The sequence below is a fragment of the Amycolatopsis ruanii genome, from assembly GCF_003385175.1.
Lineage (GTDB): Bacteria > Actinomycetota > Actinomycetes > Mycobacteriales > Pseudonocardiaceae > Amycolatopsis_E > Amycolatopsis_E thermalba.
Genome location: NZ_PQHY01000006.1, coordinates 1 through 18459, shown reverse-complemented (window position 1 = coordinate 18459; position 18459 = coordinate 1). Strand labels below are relative to the sequence as shown.

Annotated in this window: 18 protein-coding genes; 10 read left to right on the top strand and 8 right to left on the bottom strand. The window is 73.2% G+C overall.

The window, feature by feature from the left end; all coding sequences use genetic code 11:
- Positions 1–18 precede the first annotated feature (18 nt).
- Positions 19–888, bottom strand: a complete 870-nt coding sequence (locus tag D0D28_RS04765) for an NAD(P)H-binding protein (protein WP_094007203.1) — start codon at positions 886–888, stop codon at positions 19–21.
- Between the two features lie 69 nt (positions 889–957).
- Between D0D28_RS04765 and D0D28_RS04760 the strand changes: the two genes are divergently transcribed.
- The 6 genes from D0D28_RS04760 to D0D28_RS04735 all read left to right on the top strand — a co-directional run bounded on the left by D0D28_RS04760 (position 958) and on the right by D0D28_RS04735 (position 5944).
- On the top strand, positions 958–1767 hold the full coding sequence (locus D0D28_RS04760) for a LysR family transcriptional regulator (protein ID WP_116109859.1): 810 nt from the start codon (positions 958–960) through the stop codon (positions 1765–1767).
- A 73-nt stretch (positions 1768–1840) separates the two neighbouring features.
- Positions 1841–2518, top strand: coding sequence for a response regulator transcription factor (locus tag D0D28_RS04755; protein ID WP_162830693.1), 678 nt, complete (start codon positions 1841–1843; stop codon positions 2516–2518).
- Entirely contained in the window at positions 2515–3654 is a 1140-nt protein-coding gene (locus D0D28_RS04750; protein ID WP_116109858.1) for a sensor histidine kinase, read from the top strand. Before D0D28_RS04755 ends, D0D28_RS04750 begins: the two co-directional genes overlap by 4 nt.
- A gap of 15 nt (positions 3655–3669) precedes the next feature.
- A complete protein-coding gene (locus tag D0D28_RS04745) occupies positions 3670–4482 on the top strand; it encodes an aldo/keto reductase (protein WP_198958308.1) in 813 nt (270 codons plus the stop codon).
- A 58-nt stretch (positions 4483–4540) separates the two neighbouring features.
- Entirely contained in the window at positions 4541–4969 is a 429-nt protein-coding gene (locus D0D28_RS04740; RefSeq protein WP_116109857.1) for a MarR family winged helix-turn-helix transcriptional regulator, read from the top strand.
- Between the two features lie 63 nt (positions 4970–5032).
- Entirely contained in the window at positions 5033–5944 is a 912-nt protein-coding gene (locus tag D0D28_RS04735) for an LLM class flavin-dependent oxidoreductase (RefSeq protein WP_116109856.1), read from the top strand.
- A 66-nt stretch (positions 5945–6010) separates the two neighbouring features.
- Here the strand turns inward: D0D28_RS04735 and D0D28_RS04730 are convergent, their stop codons facing one another.
- The 5 genes from D0D28_RS04730 to D0D28_RS04710 all read right to left on the bottom strand — a co-directional run bounded on the left by D0D28_RS04730 (position 6011) and on the right by D0D28_RS04710 (position 13252).
- Positions 6011–8119 carry a 3-hydroxyacyl-CoA dehydrogenase NAD-binding domain-containing protein gene (locus D0D28_RS04730; protein WP_116109855.1) on the bottom strand — a complete coding sequence of 703 codons (2109 nt, stop codon included), beginning with the start codon at positions 8117–8119 and terminating at the stop codon, positions 6011–6013.
- The gene (locus D0D28_RS04725) at positions 8116–9306 is read right to left on the bottom strand and encodes a thiolase family protein (protein ID WP_094007211.1); all 1191 of its coding nucleotides are present in this window, start codon (positions 9304–9306) and stop codon (positions 8116–8118) included. Before D0D28_RS04725 ends, D0D28_RS04730 begins: the two co-directional genes overlap by 4 nt.
- Before the next feature lie 837 nt (positions 9307–10143).
- Positions 10144–11367: a ribonuclease D gene (locus D0D28_RS04720; protein WP_116109854.1), complete on the bottom strand. Its 1224-nt coding sequence runs from the start codon at positions 11365–11367 to the stop codon at positions 10144–10146.
- A 91-nt stretch (positions 11368–11458) separates the two neighbouring features.
- Entirely contained in the window at positions 11459–12175 is a 717-nt protein-coding gene (locus tag D0D28_RS04715) for a response regulator (protein WP_038532327.1), read from the bottom strand.
- Positions 12176–12688: 513 nt separating this feature from the next.
- Entirely contained in the window at positions 12689–13252 is a 564-nt protein-coding gene (locus tag D0D28_RS04710) for a DUF3000 domain-containing protein (protein ID WP_162830694.1), read from the bottom strand.
- An 87-nt stretch (positions 13253–13339) separates the two neighbouring features.
- On the opposite strand from D0D28_RS04710, the gene hemE reads away from it, so the two are divergent.
- Genes hemE through D0D28_RS04690 form a run of 4 tightly spaced genes read left to right on the top strand, consistent with a single transcriptional unit; the run spans position 13340 to position 16713 of the window.
- Positions 13340–14419, top strand: a complete 1080-nt coding sequence (gene hemE / locus D0D28_RS04705; RefSeq protein ID WP_116109853.1) for a uroporphyrinogen decarboxylase — start codon at positions 13340–13342, stop codon at positions 14417–14419.
- Positions 14419–15786, top strand: coding sequence for a protoporphyrinogen oxidase (gene hemG, locus D0D28_RS04700; protein WP_116109852.1), 1368 nt, complete (start codon positions 14419–14421; stop codon positions 15784–15786). Before hemE ends, hemG begins: the two co-directional genes overlap by 1 nt.
- Positions 15787–15819: 33 nt before the next feature.
- A complete protein-coding gene (gene hemQ, locus D0D28_RS04695) occupies positions 15820–16512 on the top strand; it encodes a hydrogen peroxide-dependent heme synthase (protein ID WP_094007216.1) in 693 nt (230 codons plus the stop codon).
- Positions 16513–16713 carry a hypothetical protein gene (locus D0D28_RS04690; RefSeq protein WP_240323097.1) on the top strand — a complete coding sequence of 67 codons (201 nt, stop codon included), beginning with the start codon at positions 16513–16515 and terminating at the stop codon, positions 16711–16713.
- A 102-nt stretch (positions 16714–16815) separates the two neighbouring features.
- Here the strand turns inward: D0D28_RS04690 and D0D28_RS04680 are convergent, their stop codons facing one another.
- Together D0D28_RS04680 and D0D28_RS04675 are read right to left on the bottom strand one after the other, a co-directional pair.
- Positions 16816–17145: a hypothetical protein gene (locus tag D0D28_RS04680; protein WP_094007219.1), complete on the bottom strand. Its 330-nt coding sequence runs from the start codon at positions 17143–17145 to the stop codon at positions 16816–16818.
- Positions 17142–18086, bottom strand: coding sequence for a DUF692 domain-containing protein (locus tag D0D28_RS04675; RefSeq protein ID WP_429727843.1), 945 nt, complete (start codon positions 18084–18086; stop codon positions 17142–17144). Before D0D28_RS04675 ends, D0D28_RS04680 begins: the two co-directional genes overlap by 4 nt.
- Positions 18087–18459: the final 373 nt, after the last annotated feature.

Genomic DNA, 18459 nt, shown 5'->3' with positions numbered 1-18459 from the left:
ACGGACCGCGGGCGGTTGCTACGCGGCGGGCCGCAGGTTCTCCTCGCACCACTGGCGGAACGTCGTCGGCGTCGTCGATTCCGGGGTGCGCGGCTCGGCGTTGTCCAGGCCCGCGTTCTTGGCCGCCATCATGTCGGCCATGCCCTGCGCCATCGCCTCGGTCCAGCCCCGCTGCCGCAGGCCGGCCTTCAGCGCCTCGGCCGTGACCTGCTCGAACCGCACCGGCCGGCCCAGCACGTCGGACATGATTCCGGCCATCTCCAGGTGGGACAGGTCCTCCGGGCCGAGCACCGGAACCTCGCCCCGCCCAGTCCACGTCTCGTCGAGCAGAAGCCGGGCGGCGGCGCCGGCGATGTCCTTCGTCGCGCACAGCGGTCGTTTGTGACCGGGGACGGCCATCTCGGACCACACGCCGTCGCGCGTGATCGACGCCGCCTGCCACAGCACGTTGTCCATGAAGGTCGGCATCGTCAGCGCGCGGTAGGGCACCCCGGTGCTGGCGATCAGGTCGTCCATCGCCAGCGACGCCGACACGAGCCCGGCGTTGACCGCGACGCCGCGTCCCAGGGCCGACACCCCGACCACCCGCAGGTCCTGGGTGCGGAACAGCTCGCACGCGGGCCGGGTGAAGTCCAGGAACGCCCGGTCCAGGCTGTCCGCGGCGGGGTTCGGCGGGACCAGCCAGAAGACGGCGTCCGCGCCGGCGAACGCCTTGCCGACGACCTCGGGGTCGCCGTGGGAGCCGATGACGACCTCGGCCTTCTCCCGGACCGCGGGGGCGAGCCGGGACGGGTCGCGCACGATGACGCGGACCGGCGCCCCGGCGGTGAGCAGGGATTCGGTGAGCTGACGGCCGATCCGGCCGGCCGGTGCGGTGATGACGATCATGCGACCAGCCTCCGCCCGGGCGGCGCCGATCGTCCAATACCTCTTCGCCGGCATTGATACCCTTCGGGTATGGATCTGGACCTGCGCAAGCTGCGGTACTTCACCGCCGTCGCCGAGCACGGGCACTTCGGCCGCGCGGCGGAGCGGCTGCACATCGCGCAGCCGGTGCTGAGCAGGCAGATCCGCGCGCTGGAACGGGAACTGGGCTGCGAGCTGCTGGAGCGCACGACGCGGTCGGTGCGGCTGACGGCGGCCGGTGAGCAGCTGTACGCGGACGCGCCGGGCGTGCTGGCGACCGCTGTGGCGGCGACGCGCCGGGCCTACGGCGCCGCGCGGGGTACGCGCCGCCTGGTCCTGGGGTTCGCGCCGGGGCTGACCGTCTCCCCGGCGGTGCGGGTGTTCGCGCAGGCGCACCCGGACGTCGAGGTCGAATTGCTGCACCTCCACTGGTTCGAACAGGCCGAGGCGATGCGCGACGGCCGCGCCGACGTCGGCTACTTGCGGCAGCCGTTCGACGCCACGGGCCTGCGGACGCTGCGGGTGGGCAGCGAGCCGAAGGTGGTGTGCCTGCCCGCGGCGCACCCGCTGGCGAAGCGGCGGCGGGTGCGGTACGCCGACCTCGAGGGCGAACACCTCATCGACGGGCAGGACAGGCGGGTCAGCACGATCGAGGAAAAGCTGGAGCTGGTCGCGGCCGGCCGCGGCGTCGCGATGATCCCCCGCAGCGTGGCGCGTTACTACTCCCGGCCCGACGTGATCCACCGCCGCATCGGCGACGCCGAGGAGTTCGAGATCTGCCTCGCCGTCGCCGACGGGCACCGGCGCCCGCACCTGAAGGACTTGGTGACGATCGCGGCGCGGACCCTGTCCGGCAAGTGACCGGCGCCGTCCCGGAACGCCCGGGACACCGCCGTTGAGGTAACTCTCAGGAAACTGTGGCACGGTGGTTCGCGTGCGAATTCTGGTAGTCGAGGACGAGGCGCCGCTGGCGGACGCGATCGCGCGCGGGCTGCGCCGGGAAGGCATGGCGGTCGACGTCGCCCTCACCGGTGACGAGGGGCACGAGAAGGCCAGCATCACCCGCTACGACGTGGTGCTGCTGGACCGCGACCTGCCCGGCATGTCCGGCGACGAGCTGTGCCGTCAGATCGTCTCCTCCGACGAGCTGACCCGCGTCCTCATGCTGACCGCCAGCGGCACGGTCTCCGACCGCGTCGAGGGCCTGTCCCTGGGCGCCGACGACTACCTGGCCAAGCCGTTCGCCTTCCCCGAGCTGGTCGCCCGCGTGCGCGCGCTCGGCCGCCGCGCCACCCCGGCCGCGCCGCCGCTGCTCACCGTCGGCGACGTGCAGCTGGACCCGGCCAAGCGCACCGTCCGCCGCGCGAGCGGCCCCGTCGACCTGACCCGCAAGGAGTTCGGCGTCCTGGAGGTCCTGATGGCCGCCAAGGGCGCGGTGGTCAGCAGCGAGGAGCTGCTCGAACGCGTGTGGGACGAGAACGCCGACCCGTTCACCACGACCGTCCGGGTCACGGTGATGACCCTGCGCAAGAAGCTGGGCGAACCTGGGATCATCGAGACCGTGGTGGGATCCGGGTACCGGGCACGCGACACCGGCCCCGCGAAGGGGTGAGCTCGCGCTCGACACGCACGCCGGTACGCAGCCTGCGGGCGCGCATCACGCTGCTCGCGACCGGGCTGGCGGCCGGCGTCAGCCTCGTGCTGCTCTGGCTGGCCTGGACGCTGGTCGGCGACGCCGTGTCCGCGGTGCCGCAGATGCCGCCGGGCACGGTCGTGCGCGTCGACGGCGTGGACGTCGACGCCGCCGCGCTGGCCGCGCACCTGCGCGACCACGCGCGCGACAAGATGCTGCTGGCCGGCACCATCGCGTTCTGCTGCGTGGTGCTGGCCACCGCGGTCCTGGCCTGGACGTTCACCTCGCGCGTGCTGCGCCCGCTGCGGGACATCACCGGCACCGCGCGGCGGCTGTCGGTGGAATCGCTGGGCGAGCGCATCGGCGACGTCGACGCGCGCGGTGAGCTGGCCGAGCTGGCCCAGACGTTCGACGCGATGCTCGACCGGCTGCAGTCGGCGTTCGAGGCGCAGCGGCACTTCGTCGCCAACGCCAGCCACGAGCTGCGCACCCCGCTGTCGGTGATCCGCACCGAGCTGGACGTCACGCTCGCCGACGACCAGGCCGACACCGCCGAGCTGCGCCGCATGGCGGGCGTGGTGCGGGACGCGACCGAGCGGGCCAACCAGCTCGTCGGGTCGCTGCTGCTGCTCGCCCGCACCGACGGCGCCGGGCTGGTGGTGACCGAGCCGGTCGACCTCGCGGGGCTGGTCGCCAGCGCGTGGCGGGCGGTGTCCGGGGAGGCCGACCAGCGCGGCCTGAAGACCACCTTCCACGTCGAGCCGGCCTGGACCACGGGCGATCCGGCGCTGCTGGAGCGCATCGCGGGCAACCTGCTGGAGAACGCGGTGCGGCACAACGTCGACGCCGGCTGGATCGAGGTCACCACCCAGGCCGGGGAGCAGTGGTCGGCGCTGCGGGTGCGATCCTCCGGCGGGCTGGTCGACCCGCAGGCGGTGGACGAGCTGTTCGAGCCGTTCCGCCGCGCGGGGGTGGCGCGCACCGCCCGGCACGGCGCCGGTCTCGGGTTGTCGATCGTGCGGGCGGCGGTGGAGGCGCACGACGGGCTGGTGAGCGCGGAACCGGTGGTCGGGGGCGGCGTCGCGGTCACCGTCCGGCTGCCCGCGACCCGCTGAGTTACGGTGCTGGGCATGGTCCCTTCGATCCGGTTGAACAACGACGTCGAGCTGCCCGCCCTCGGGTTCGGGGTCTACAAGCTGCCCGATGACGAGGTCGAGGCGGTGATGCACGTGGCGATGGAGGCCGGCTACCGCAGCTTCGACACCGCCACGCTGTACGGCAACGAGCGGGGCGTCGGCGCGGCGGTGCGCTCGTCCGGCCTGCCGCGCGAGGAGCTGTTCGTCACCACCAAGCTGTGGAACACCGAGCACGGCTACGACTCGGCGCTGAAGGCGTTCGACGGCAGCCTGGAGCTGCTCGGGCTGGACTACGTCGACCTGTACCTGATCCACTGGCCGGTGCCGCGGCAGAACAAGTACGTGGAGACGTGGCGCGCGCTGGAGAAGATCCTGGCCGACGGGAAGGCGCGTGCGATCGGCGTGTCGAACTTCCAGATCCCGCACCTGGAGCGGCTGATGGCCGAGACCGAGGTGGTGCCCGCGGTCAACCAGATCGAGCTGCACCCCGGCCTGCAGCAGGCCGCGCTGCGCGGGTTCCACGAGAAGCACGGCATCGTGACCGAGGCGTGGAGCCCGCTCGCCCGCGGCAGGCAGCTGGACAGCGAGGTGATCACGACGATCGCCCGCAAGCACGGCAAGACCCCGGCGCAGGTGGTGCTGCGCTGGCACATCGAGATGGGGCACATGATCATCCCGAAGTCGGCGACCCCGAGCCGCATCCGGGAGAACATCGGCATCTTCGACTTCGAGCTGGACTCCCACGACATCGCCGGCCTGGCGACCCTGGAGTCCGGCGACCGGCACGGTCCCCACCCCGACGCGTGAGGTAATTCGCACCACGAACTGTTAGTCTGGCGGAATGCCCGCACAGGATGACGGCCGGATGGGGATCGTGACCGCTCTGGTGCGGTCCACGTTCCTGGTGAACGCGGTGTATTCGGAATCGGCCCGGGAGTACGGCATCACGATGCCGCAGGGGCAGCTGTTGTGCGTGCTGATGGCGCGGCCCTACGGCATGACCGAGCTGGGCGCGGTGCTGCGGCTGGCGAAGTCGAGCCTGACCGGGCTGGTCGACCGCACCGAACGCAACGGCCTGGTGCGCCGCGAGCCGGATCCCCGGGACACCAGGGCGGTCCGGGTCGCGCTCACCCCGGAGGGGCAGCGGCTGGCGGGGGAGTTCTACGCCGAGACGTGCCGCCGGATCGAGGAACTGCCCGCGGGGCTCGACGCCGCGGAGCGGGACCGGCAGGCCCGCCTGCTCGGCCGGGTCGTGACGGACAACGAGGTGCCCCCGGTCTTCCTCGACCGCTGACCGCGCTTGCAGTTCGTACTGCGAACCATTATTGTTCGCAGTACGAACTTCAAGGAGGGCATCATGACCGCATCTGACGTGGTTTTCGGGTTCGGCGCGCACACCGGCGTCGACGAGGTGCCGGACCTGCTGCGCCTGGTCCGGCGCGCGGACGCCGACGGGCTCGACCTGGTCTCGCTGTCCGACCACCCCTACTTCGGCGGCAGGCTGGACGCCTACGCGACCGTCGGGTTCCTGCTGGGCCACACCGAGCGCATCGCCGGTTTCGCCAACGTCACCAACCTGCCGCTGCGGCCCCCGGCCATGCTGGCCCGGACGGTGACGACCCTGTCGGCGCTGTCCGGCGGCCGGGTCGTGCTCGGGATGGGCGCGGGCGGGCTGCCGGACCGGATCGCCGACATGGGCGGCCCGCGGTTCACCCCGGCCGAGGCGGTGGAGGCCTTCGAGGAGGCGATCCTGCTGGTCAAGAGCCTGGCCGGGGGTGACGAGCCGGTGACCCACGAGGGGCGGCACTACCGGGTGCGCGGGATCGAGCCCGCGCCGGTGCCCGCGCCGCCGGTGTGGACCGGGTCGGTCGGGCGGAAGTCGCTCGCCGCGACCGGCCGCGTGGCCGACGGCTGGCTCCCCGGCCACGCGGCGGACTGGCTGAGCGAGCGGTACCGCACGTCGCGGCCGGTGATCGACGACGCGGCGGCCGCGGCGGGCCGCGACCCGAGCGAGGTCCGCACGATCCTGAACTTCCCCGGCACGATCACCGAAGCGCCGCTGGCGAAGACGCGGGACGCGGAGGGCCGCTGGATCGGCGGGTCCGTGGACCAGTGGGTCGAGGAGCTGACCACGGGCGTCCTGGAGCACGGCATGAGCGGCTTCATCCTGTTCCCACCGGGCCACGCCGCCCACGACGACGTCTCCCTCGGACGCTGGGCGCGGGAGATCGTGCCGGCCGTCCGCGAGAGGGTCGCCAAGGAGTCCTAGGTCGGGAACCCGCCGGACGCCGACGGCCCCCTTGCCCGTGGGCGAGGGGGCCGTCAGGTCGGGTGACTACGCCGGCACCGAGGCGACGCCGGGCGCCAGGAACGGCTTGCCGGTCACCTTGGCCGACACGCCGGTCCGGTCCAGGTACGGCGTGATGCCGCCGAGCCAGAACGGCCAGCCCGCGCCGAGGATCAGGCACAGGTCGATGTCCTGCGCCTCCGCGACCACGCCCTCGTCGAGCATGATCCGGATCTCCTCGGCGATCGCGGCGAGCCCCCGCTCGCGCAGCTCTTCGGCGGTCGAGGGCCGGTCGCCCTGCTGCCACAGCGCCGCGACCTCCGGGTCGACGCTCGGGTTGCCCTGCTCGTCCCACTGCCACACCGCGGTCTTGCCCGACGCGACGAACTTCTTCAGGTTCTCGCTCACCGCGAAGCGGTCCGGGAACGCGTCGTGCAGCGTCTCGCCGACGTGCAACGCGATCGCGGGGCCGACCAGCTGCATCAGCGTCAGCGGCGACATCGGCAGGCCGAGCGGCTCCAGCGCGCGGTCGGCCACGTCGAACGGGGTGCCCTCGTCGACCGCGGTCAGCACCTCGCCGAGGAACCGCAGCAGCAGCCGGTTCACCACGAACGCCGGGGCGTCCTTCACCAGCACGCTGGACTTCTTCAGCTGCTTGCCGACCGCGAACGCCGTCGCCAGCGCCGCGTCGTCGGTCTGCTCGCCGCGCACGATCTCCAGCAGCGGCAGCACGGCCACCGGGTTGAAGAAGTGGAACCCGACGACCCGCTCCGGGTGCCGCAGCTTCGAGGCCATCTCAGACACCGACAGCGAGGAGGTGTTCGTCGCCAGGATCGCCTCGGGCTTGACGTAGTTCTCCAGGTCGCCGAAGACCTGCTGCTTGACGCCCATCTCCTCGAACACGGCCTCGATCACGAAGTCCGCGTCCGCGAAGGCGGCCTTGTCCAGCGAGCCGCTCACCAGCGCCTTGAGCCGGTTCGCCTCGTCCGGCGAGATCCGCTGCTTGCCGAGCAGCTTGTCGATCTCACCGTGCACATAGGACACGCCCTTGTCGATGCGCGCCTGGTCCACATCGGTCAGCACGACCGGGACCTTCAGCCGCCGCACGAACAGCAGCGCCAGCTGGCTGGCCATCAGGCCCGCGCCGACGACGCCGACCTTGGTCACCTTGCGCGCCAGCGACTTGTCCGGCGCGCCGGCCGGCCGCTTGGCCCGCTTGTTGACCAGGTTGAACGAGTACAGCCCGGCGCGCAGCGTGTCGTCCATCAGCAGCTGCGCCAGCGCCTGGGTTTCGGCCGCGTACCCGGCGTCCAGGTCGTTCGCGCGGGCCAGTTCGAGCAGCTCGACGGCCTTGGTCGCGCCCGGCGAGGCACCCTTGGTCTTGCCGTCCACAATGGCCTTCGCGCGGGCGATCGCCGCGTCCCACCCGGCGCCGCGGTCGATCTCCTTGCGCTGCGGGGTCACCTGGCCGTTGACCACCTTGGACAGCCACAGCAGCGACTGCTCGAGGAAGTCCGCGCTGCCCAGCAGCTCGTCCACGATGCCCAGCTGCGCGGCCTGCGCGGGCTTGAGCATCTTGTTCTGGTTCAACGCGTTCTCGATGATCACGGTGACCGCGGCGTCCGGCCCGATCAGGTTCGGCAGCAGCTGGGTGCCGCCCCAGCCCGGGAACAGGCCGAGGAACACCTCGGGGAACGAGATCGCGGCCGCCGACTCCGACAGCGTGCGGTAGTGGCAGGACAGGGCCAGTTCGAGCCCGCCGCCCATGACCGCGCCGTTGACGAACGCGAAGGTCGGGATCTTCGAGTCGGTCAGGCGGCGGAACACCGCGTGGCCGGTCTCGGCGATCTCGTGCGCCAGGTTCGGGTCGCTGATCGCCTCGACGCCGGACAGGTCGGCGCCGACGGCGAAGATGAACGGCTTGCCGGTGACCGCGATGGCGGCCGGTTCCGCGGCGAACGCCTCGTCCAGCGCGGCGTTCAGGCTCACCAGGCCCTGCGGGCCGAACGTGGACGGGCGGGTGTGGTCGTGCCCGTTGTCCAAGGTGATCAGTGCGACCTGCTGGTCCAGGCCGGGAACCTTGATCAGGCGCGTGGTCGCCCGGGTGACGACCTCGTCCGGGAAGGCGGCCTTGGCCTGCTCAACCGTGAACGTCACTTGTCACTCCCGTCGTAGGCAGGGTTCTCCCAGATCACGGTGCCGCCCATGCCGAGGCCGATGCACATCGTGGTGATGCCGTAGCGGACCTCGGGGTGCTCGGCGAACTGGCGGGACAGCTGGGTCATCAGCCGCACGCCGGAGGAGGCCAGCGGGTGGCCGCAGGCGATCGCGCCACCCCACGGGTTGACGCGCGGGTCGGTCTGGTCGATGCCGAAGTGGTCGAGGAAGGCCAGCACCTGCACGGCGAACGCCTCGTTGATCTCGAACAGCCCGATGTCGTCGATGGACAGTCCGGTGCGCTTGAGGAGTTTCTCGGTGGCCGGCACCGGGCCGACGCCCATGACCTCGGGGTCGACGCCGGCGAAGGAGTAGCCGACCATCCGCATCGCGACCGGCAGGCCCAGCTCGCGGGCGGTCTCCTCGTCGGCGAGGATCGCACCGGTCGCACCGTCGTTGAGGCCCGCGGCGTTGCCCGCGGTGACCCGGCCGTGCGGGCGGAACGGGGTCTTGAGGTTCGCCAGGGTCTCGACGGTGGTGCCGGGGCGGGGCGGCTCGTCCTCGGTGGCCAGGCCCCAGCCCAGCTCGGAGCGGATCGCGACCGGGACCAGCTCCGGGCCGATCTTGCCGGCCTTGACCGCGTCGGCGTAGCGCTCCTGGCTCTGCGCGGCGTACTCGTCGGCGCGGCGCTTGGTGATCGCCGGGAAGCGGTCGTGCAGGTTCTCCGCGGTCTGGCCCATGACCAGCGCGGACGGGTCGACCAGCCGGTCGGCGACGATGCGCGGGTTGGGGTCGACCCCTTCGCCCATCGGGTGGCGGCCCATGTGCTCGACGCCGCCCGCGATGGCGATGTCGTAGGCGCCGAAGCCGATCCCGCCGGCGACGGTGGTGACGGCGGTCATGGCGCCGGCGCACATGCGGTCGATGGCGTAGCCCGGGACCGAGCGCGGCAGGCCGGCCAGGAGGGCGGCCGTGCGGCCGATCGTGAGGCCCTGGTCGCCGGTCTGGGTCGTGGCGGCGATGGCGACGTCGTCCACCCGCTCCGGCGGCAGCTCCGGATGGCGGCGCAGGAGTTCGCGGATGACCTTGACGACGAGGTCGTCGGCCCTGGTGTTGGCGTAGATGCCCTTGTCACCCGCCTTGCCGAACGGGGTGCGGACCCCCTCGACGAAGGCCACGGTGCGCACCGCCCGCGCGGTCGGCGCAAGGGGGGTTGCGGCCACGATGTGCTCCCTCTGTCAGTACTGGGACGCCGGTTACCCGGCGGTAATGACGCCACTCTAACCCCGGTTACCGGTGGGTAACCAGGGTGGTGGGTGAGACCACCTTTTCGAGCGGCACCCGGGGCGGCAAACCCAAGGTAGCTGGGTGGTCATCCCGTCGCCTGACACTGGACGATCACCTTGAGCCAGGGCCGCAACCCAGGCCGCCAACCGGCGGCCGACCATGCCAACCTTGCGGGCCTGGCTCAAGGTGATATGCACAAACCGGAAGGCGACGGGATGACCACCCAGCGACCACCTGCTCGAGGTGAGCCGACAACGGTCCCCCGTCATCCCGGAGCCTGCCCGTCCGGCGAGGACATCTTTTGATCTTTAGAGGTGACGTTGGGCAGGCGGGGAGTCCGCCCTACGGGCGGGCAACGCCCTTCGGGCGGAAAGCGCCTCACGGCGCCGGAAGGTCACCTTCCGACCACCCCCGCCCCCGATGCCTGATTGTGTTTCGGTCGCCGAGCAGGCGTGTCAAGGCGGGAAAGAGTACCTTGACACGCCTGGTCGGCGACCAAAGACCGGCTGTGGATCGGGGGCGGGGGAGGTCTGGTTGGGGTAGTCGGTGCTGTTGCGTTGCCGGGCGGCGTTTCGTGGTTTGACTTCGCGCCTGCAGGGGCCACTCGCCGTCGGAGCGGCGACCCACCCCCGTGAGCGGCGCCGATCTCACCATCCAGCGGTAACCCCGGCGGCCTTGCCCGCGGCGGCCTCCGCCCAAGACACGGCACCGCCCACCTCAAGCACCAACCCCAGCGCTCAGGCAGTCGCCTGGAGGGCCTTCGCCATCACTGGTGCCGTCAGCTCCACCTGCCACGGCCGGGCGCCTCCCGCGGCCAGTGCCGCCGACACGCCCGCCACACTGCGGTCCTCCGGCGGCCGCCAGCAGGTGCGGCGCAACAGGTCCGGCAGCAGCAGGTTCTCCACCGGCAGCTGGTGGTGCTCGGCGATCTTCGCCAGCCCCGCCCGTGCCGCGGTCAGCCTCGCCGCCGCGTCGGGGTCCTTGTCCGCCCAGCGGTTCGCCGGGGGTGGGCCGTCGTTGGGCTGCGCCGGGTTCGGCAGCTGGTCCCGCGGCAGCTGACGGGCGGCCTGCAGGTGCCGGAACCAGTTCCCGGTGTACCGCCGCTGCACGCGACCACCGAACACCGGCAGCGCCTGCAACTCGGCCACGGACTTCGGGTCGGCCAGCACCGCGTTCACGATCGCGCTGTCGGGCAGCACCCGGCTCGGCGCGCGGTCGCGCTTGCGGGCCAGCTCGTCGCGGGCCTCCCACAGCGCCCGGACCGCCGCCAGGCCGCGCGCGGTGCGCACCTTGTGGATCCCGCTCGTGCGCCGCCACGGCTCGCTGCGCGGAGGGGGCTGCGGGGCGGTCCGGACGGCCTCGAACTCCTGGCGCGCCCAGTCCAGCTTGCCCTGGGCAGCCAGCTCGGCCTCGAGCTTCTCCCGCAGCGGGATGAGCAGCTCGACGTCCAGCGCCGCGTAGTTGAGCCAGTCCACCGGCAGCGGCCGCTTCGACCAGTCCGCCGCGCTGTGGCCCTTCTCGAGGTGGTAGCCCAGCAACCGCTCCACCAGCGTGCCCAGCGCCACGCGCTCGTACCCGGCCAGCCGTCCGGCCAGCTCGGTGTCGAACAGGCTCCCCGGCACCAGGTCCAGCTCGGCCAGGCACGGCAGGTCCTGCGAGGCGGCGTGCAGCACCCACTCCTGGCCGTTCAGCACGTCCCGCAACGGCCCCAGCCTGCCCGCGAGGGCGATCGGGTCCACCAGGACCGTCCCGGAGCCCTCGCGGCGCAGCTGCACCAGGTAGGCCTTGGGCCAGTAGCGGTAGCCGGACGCGCGCTCGGTGTCCACCGCGATCGCACCCGTGCCCGCCGCCAGCCGTGCGCAGGCACGCGCCAGCGCCGGCTCGTCCGCCACCACGTCCGGCGTCCCGTCGGCCGGCTCCTTGAGCGTGACCGGGACGTCCGGTTCGCTGGTATCAGGCACTTGATCTGCGGTTTCCACGTCGGTCAACCCTACGGGACGGGCGCACCGTCACCGGTACGCCCGTCCGTTGGGGTCGTGCAATCGGCTGGGATCAGCGGATGACGCCGGCTCGCATCGCGAGCGCCACCATCTGCGCCCGGTCGCCGGTGCCGAGCTTGCGCCCGATCCGGGACAGGTGCGACTTGACGGTGAGCGCCGAGAGGCTGAGCTCCTCGCCGATCTCCTTGTTGGACTGGCCGTCGGCGACCAGCTGCAGCACCTCGACCTCGCGCGCGGACAGCTCCCGCGGCGTGTTGTCGGTGCCCGGCACCCGCGTGCCGGTCGCCAGGACCGGGGCCACGCTCGGGTCCGCGTACACCCCGCCGTCCAGCACCCGGCGCACCCCGTCGGTCACCACCATGGGCGAGGCCGACTTCAGCAGGTACGCCTGGGCACCGGCCTGGAAGGCCGAGCGCACGGCATACGGGTCGTCGGAGGAGGCGAGCACCACGATCCGGGGCCAGCCCTGGCTACGGAGCTCCGTGACCAGGTCGATCCCGCTCCCGTCCGGCAGCCCGAGGTCGAGGATGGCCAGGTCGCACGGACCCGTCGCGGTCGCCCGCGCCCTCGCCTCGGCCACCGAGGCAGCTTCGTGTACGGTGCCCGCACCCATCTGTGCGAGTCGTGCGGCAATCGCCTCCCTCAGGAGCGGGTGGTCGTCGACCACCAGCACCGAAAACAGCTCTTCCCGCGGGTGCGGGACCATGCTCGCCGGCAAAGCACCGGCTGGCGTGGATCTGACGGCCTGCGACAAGCCGACGGCAGCCACGTCACTACCTCCCTGGAGTCGGTCGTGCCCCCCGACCGGCACCGGGTACTTTCGGCCGATCAGCCGCGCCAGCTCTAGACCGAAAGTGGTGTCGTCGAAGAGGCACTCTAGCCGCCGATCGCCCTCCGCGGGGGGATCGAACGGGTATCTATCTCGATCGGGTAGTTACTAGCTGGCATCGGTGTAGCACGTTCGGAGTAATACACCGCGCGTGGCTAACGCGTCGCGGAGCGCCAGCGATAAACCCTTTTTGGGGACAGAGCGCTGCGCGTGCATACGGACCGTGCATCTGCTCACGCGCGGTGCCGCCCGGTGTTCCCCGGACGGGGTGAGGGTGTCATCGGATCGACGTACGCGATCACTTCGCGCAGCGTAGGCGGCCCGCGGGCGGCCCCGGAGCGCCCCGTACGGGGGAAATCGGGGTGACCGGGAACCGCGCGAGCGAACTCTATCCGTGCTGTCCCCGGCCCCGGATTGAGGTCTGCGTCACACCCGGCGCGCCGGAGGGCCGGTTCAGCCGCTCTGGCGGTGGCCGAACAGCGAGACCCCGACCGGTGGCAGGCCCGCCACGCTCGACATCAGCTGGCAGAACGCCTCGCCGTGCGGGCGCAGGTGCTGGTCGGCCGGCGTCCAGGACGCCCGCAGCTCCAGGTCGTCGGTGCGGGCGGGGCCGCTGATGTCGCCGAAGCGGGCCGACGAGGTCTCGGTGACCGTCCCGCCCAGCGCCGTCCACGCCGCCCCGGAGTTCTCCAGCGCGTCGGTGAGCCACGACCACCCGACCGCGGGCAGGAACGGGTCGCTGGCCAGCTCCCGGTCGATCTCCGCGCGCACGTAGACGACCATCCGCAGCACCCCGTTCCAGGCCTCCTGGCCCTCCGGGTCGTGCAGCAGCACCAGGCGGCCGGTGGCCGTCACGTCCGCGGGACCCGTCGCGTCGCAGCTGAGCGCGTAGGACCAGGGGGCCAGGCGCTGCGGCGCGCGCACGGGTTCGAGGGTCATCTCCGGCCGCGGCCGGATCGCTTGCAACGCCGCGACAGCTTCACGGAACATCTCGGGCGCATGCGTCATCGCGGTCACAGCCCGACTGTAGGACGGGGAACGGGCGCCGGGCGGCAGACGCGCCGAGGGAAGGCGCCGCCGGGCCGCGTGGCACCATGGTTGACGATGTCCACTCCTGCGCAGTCGCGGCCACGCACGGCCCACCGGGACCTCGCCGGGTCTCCCTTCCTCGCGGCCGCCCGCGGCCGCCGTCCCGCGCGGCTGCCCGTCTGGTTCATGCGCCAGGCCGGCCGCTCGCTGCCCGAGTACCGCGCGCTGCGCGAGGGCGTGCCGATGCTCCAGGCGTGCTTCGACCCGGAGATGATCGCCGAGATCACGATCCAGCCGGTCCGCCGCCACGGCGTGGACGCCGCCATCTTCTTCAGCGACATCGTGGTCCCGCTGGTGGCCGCCGGCATCGACGTCGACATCGTGCCCGGCCTCGGCGCGGTGGTCGCCGAGCCGGTGCGCGACGCCGCGGCGGCCCGCCGCCTCCCCGAGCTCGACCCGCGGCGGCTCGAGCCGGTGCTCGACGGCACCCGGCTGCTGGTCGAGCGGCTGGGCCAGACCCCGCTGATCGGGTTCGCCGGCGCGCCGTTCACGCTCGCCTCCTACCTCATCGAAGGCGGCCCCAGCCGCACCTTCGAGCGCACCAAGGCCCTCATGCACTCCGAGCCGGAGGTGTGGCACGACCTCGCCGGGCGGCTCGCCGGGATCGCGGTGACCTTCCTGCGCGGCCAGGTCGAGGCCGGGGCCGACGCGGTGCAGCTGTTCGACTCCTGGGCCGGCGCGCTGACCCTGCGCGAGTACCGCGAGTTCGTGCTGCCGCACTCGGCGCGCGTCCTCGGCGCGGTCGCGGACCTGGACGTGCCGCGGATCCACTTCGGCGTCGGCACCGGCGAGATCCTGCCCGCCATGCGCGAGGCCGGGGCCGACGTGGTCGGCGTCGACTGGCGCGTCCCGCTGGACGAGGCCGTGCGGCGGCTGACCGCGCACGGGGAGCCCCCGCCCGTGGTGCAGGGCAACCTGGACCCGGCGCTGCTGCAGGCGTCCTGGCCGGTGATCGAGGCCGAGGTGCGGCGCATCGCCGCGGAGGGCCGCGCCGCCGCCGGACACATCTTCAACCTCGGCCACGGCGTGCCGCCCGGCACCGGCCCCGAGGTGCTGACCCGCGTCGTCGAGCTCGTCCACAGCCTGGAGGGCTGATGCACGTCGCGGTCGTCGGCGGAGGCGTCTCGGGCGCGGTCGCGGCGTACCGGCTGCGCGCCGCGCTGGGCGACGGCGCGGCGATCACCGTCGTCGAGGCCACCGGCACACTCGGCGGCAAGCTGCGCACCGCGGAGGTCGCGGGCGTGCGCTACGACGTGGGCGCCGAAGCCTTCCTCGCCCGCCGCCCGGAAGGCGCCGGGCTGGCGGCGGAGCTGGGCCTGGAGCTGGTCCACCCGACGAAGGCCCGCTCCACGGTGCGGGCCGGCGGGCGGGTGGCGCCCCTGCCCGGCCGGACGCTGATGGGCATCCCGGGTTCACCGGACGCGGTCGCCGACGTGCTCTCCGGCGCCGGGCGCGCGCGGGTCGCGGCCGAGCCGGACCTGCCCCCGGTGACGCTGGAGTCCGACACCGCGCTGGGCGTCCTGCTGCGCGAGCGCTTCGGCGACGAACTGGTGGACCGCCTGGTCGACCCACTGCTCGGCGGCGTCTACGCGGGCGGCGCCGACGGTCTCGGCCTGCGTGCCACCGTCCCCGCCCTCGCCGCCGCGATCGACCGCGGCGCGCCCTCGCTGACCGCGGCGGCGGCCGGCCTGATCCCCGCCAAGCCCAGCGGCGCGCCGGTGTTCGGCACCCTGCCCGGCGGTCTCGGCACCCTGATCGACCGGCTCGTCGAACTGGCCAAGCCGGACATCCGGTTCGGACAGCCGGTCACCGGGCTGCGGCGGCGGGCGAACGGCTGGCGGCTGGAGATCGGCGACGAGGCGATCGACGCCGACGCCGTCCTGCTCGCGGTGCCCGCCCCGGCGGCCCGCCGGCTCCTGGCCGACGTCGCGCCGGCCGCGTCGTCGGCGCTCGGCGAGGTCGAGCTGGCCTCGATGGCGGTCGTCGCGATGGCCCTGCCGCCCGGCACCGAGCTGCCGGCCGCCTCCGGGGTGCTGATCGGCGCGCGCGAACGCCGCGCCGACGGCCGGCCGTTCGCGGCGAAGGCCTTCACCTTCTCCTCCCGCAAGTGGTCGCACCTGGACACCGGGCCGGTGCTGTTGCGTGGTTCGGTCGGCCGGTTCGGCGAGCCCGGCGCGCTGCAGCGCGACGACGACGAGCTGGTCCGCCTGGTGCGCGACGACCTGGCCGAGCTGACCGGGATCACCGCGACGCCGATCGACGTCGCGGTCCAGCGCTGGGGCGGCGGGCTGCCACAGTACGGGCCGGGGCACCTCGACCTGGTGGAGCGCGCCGAGCGGGCCGTCGCCGAGGTGCCGGGGCTGGCGCTGGCCGGGGCCGCCCTGCACGGCGTCGGCGTGCCGGCGTGCATCGCGACGGCCACCGCGGCCGCGACCCGCGTCACCTCACACCTGGTGCGCTAGCAGCCGGTTTCGCCGCGGTGCCAAGATGGGGGCATGGCGCGGCTGAACTATCAGGAGCTCAACGACACCATCCGCTACACCGCCTGGTCGGTGTTCCGGGTCGAGCCCGGGCGGCTGCCCGAGGACCGCGGCCAGGCCGCGACGGAGACCACCGAGTACCTCGATGCCCTGGAGGGCAAGGGGGTCGTGGTGCGCGGCGTCTACGACGTCGCCGGGCTGCGCGCCGACGCCGACTACATGATCTGGTGGCACGCCGAGACCCCCGAGCAGGTGCAGGCCGCCTACACCGGGTTCCGCCGCACGCCGCTGGGCCGGGTGTCGACGCCGGTGTGGAGCCAGTTCGCGCTGCACCGCCCCGCCGAGTTCAACCGCAGCCACATCCCCGCGTTCCTGGCCGGGGAGGAGGCGCGGAAGTACGTCTGCGTGTACCCGTTCGTGCGCTCCTACGAGTGGTACCTGCTGCCGGACGCCGAGCGCCGCAAGATGCTCGCCGACCACGGCAAGGAGGCCCGGGACTACCCGGACGTCCGCGCCAACACCGTCGCGTCCTTCGCGCTGGGCGACTACGAGTGGATCCTCGCCTTCGAGGCCGACGAGCTGCACCGCATCGTCGACCTGATGCGTCACCTGCGCGGCACCGAGGCGCGGCGCCACGTGCGGGAGGAGATCCCGTTCTACACCGGCACCAGGGTCGTGCCCGCCGAGCTGATCCTGAACCTGCCGTAGGTGTTCGACGCGCTGTGGCGCGACCTGACCGGTGACGCGCCCGGCCCGGTCGAGTTCACCGGCGCGGAGGGCGTGCGGCCCGGGCCGTACCGGGTGGCGGCGGCCGCGTCGATGATCGTCGCCGCGGCGACCCTGGCCGCCGTGGTGTGGCGGGTGTGCGGCCGCTGGGTGTGGTGCCGGTGCTCGATCCGACGCACGTGATCGCGGGGCCGGTCGCGGGCCGCGTGCTGGCGTTCGGCGGACGTGGTGCGGGGGAGTTCCCGCGGTGGGTGAGCTGCGGGGGTGGCTCGTGCGCGGAATGGTTTAGCCGCGCCGGAAGAGCTTCCGGCGGGGGCGTCGCAGCGCGCCGCGGTCGGTGAGCCAGGCGGCGAAGTTCGCGGCGTCCTGGCGGTAGCCGGTGCCGTCGGTGCGCGGGGTGGCCTCGGCGTAGGCGTCGAACAGGGGGCGGAACCGGTCGCCGAGGGTGTGGCACAGGTCGGGCCGCAGGTTGGCGACGATGGAGCGGCGCTTGGCCCGCAGGGCGATCACTTCGGCGGCCACCCGCCCCGCGTCGAAACCTTGCGGGGGCTCGGCGCCGGCCAGCAGGGCGCGCAGCAACTCGGCCTGCCGGGCGGCCAGCTCCTCCCGGCTCACCGCCGCTCCCCGTGCGTCGGGCGCGCCGGCAGCGCACCGCCCACCTGCGCCCGGATCGCCCGCGGTGCAGCCTGGCGTGCCGGCTGCTCCCGGACCGCCGGCAGTCCGGCCTGGCGCGCCGGCCCTGCACCACCCAGCCGCTGCCGGATCGACTCCAGTTCCCCGGCCAGCTCGTCGTCCGGGGGATACGCTCCGTCGCGCTCCAGGAGGGCTCCCGGGGGCTCACTCCGGCGGCGCAGTTCGCCCAGCAGGTCCAGCACCTCGGGCAGCACGGGGTGCGTGTGCGTGTCGTGGTAGAGACCACCTACCTCGATGCCGCCCGCCACGTGCACGTACGCCACCCGCTCCAGCGGCACCTCCGCCAGGAACCCCACCGGGTCCGCGCCCAGGTTCCGCGCGTTCGCGTACAGGTTCGCCACGTCGACGATCAACCAGCACCCGGTCCGCGACACCAGCTCGGCCAGGAACGCGCCCTCGCTCAACTCCACGTCCGGCCACTCCAGCAGCGCGGCGATGTTCTCCAGCGCGAACGGCCGGCCCACGATCGACTGCGCCAGCCGCACGTTGTCCACCAGCACGTCGAGCGCCTCCCGCGTGCGGGGCAGCGGCACCAGGTGCCCCGCGTCCAGCCCGCCCGCGCGCACGAAGCACACGTGATCACTGGCCAGCGGCGCGTCCAGCTCGTCGGCGACCGCGGCCAGGTGCTCCACCCGCCGCGTGTCCAGCGGCTCCGCGCCGCCCAGTGACAGCGACACCGCGTGCGGCAACACCGGCAGGCCACGCTCGCGCAGCTCCACCAGCGACGCGGGCAGATTCCCCGGGTGCAGGTTCTCCGCGATCACCTCGACCCACTCCACACCCGGCAACCGGGCGATCGACAGGTCGATCTCGGGCCGCCACCCGATCCCCACGCCCAGCCGCTCAACCCCCACCGCAACCACCTCCGCAGCCGCCGCACCCGGAACCGTCCGCCCACTGGATGTCCGCGAGCCCGGCAGCACCACCGGGGCAATGGCAACGGCGGGAACGGCCAGCGCCCCGGCGCAGCCGCGGCAGGTGCGGCACCACGAGCCGGATGACGACCGGGATCAGCACCAGTCCGGCGTAGACCAGCAGGAAGACCGGCACCCCCCAGGCCCGCGAAGTCGGTCACGCCGACCGGGCCCAGCCGCTCAGCTACCACCGCCGCCCCCGCCCCAACCACCGCCACCGCCCCAGCCGACGCTGGGGGGCCGGCTCGGCGACGAGCGGCGCGTCGGGCTGCGGCTGCGGGTCGAGCAGCTCGTGCGGGGGCAGTTCGTGTGGGGGGGGCCG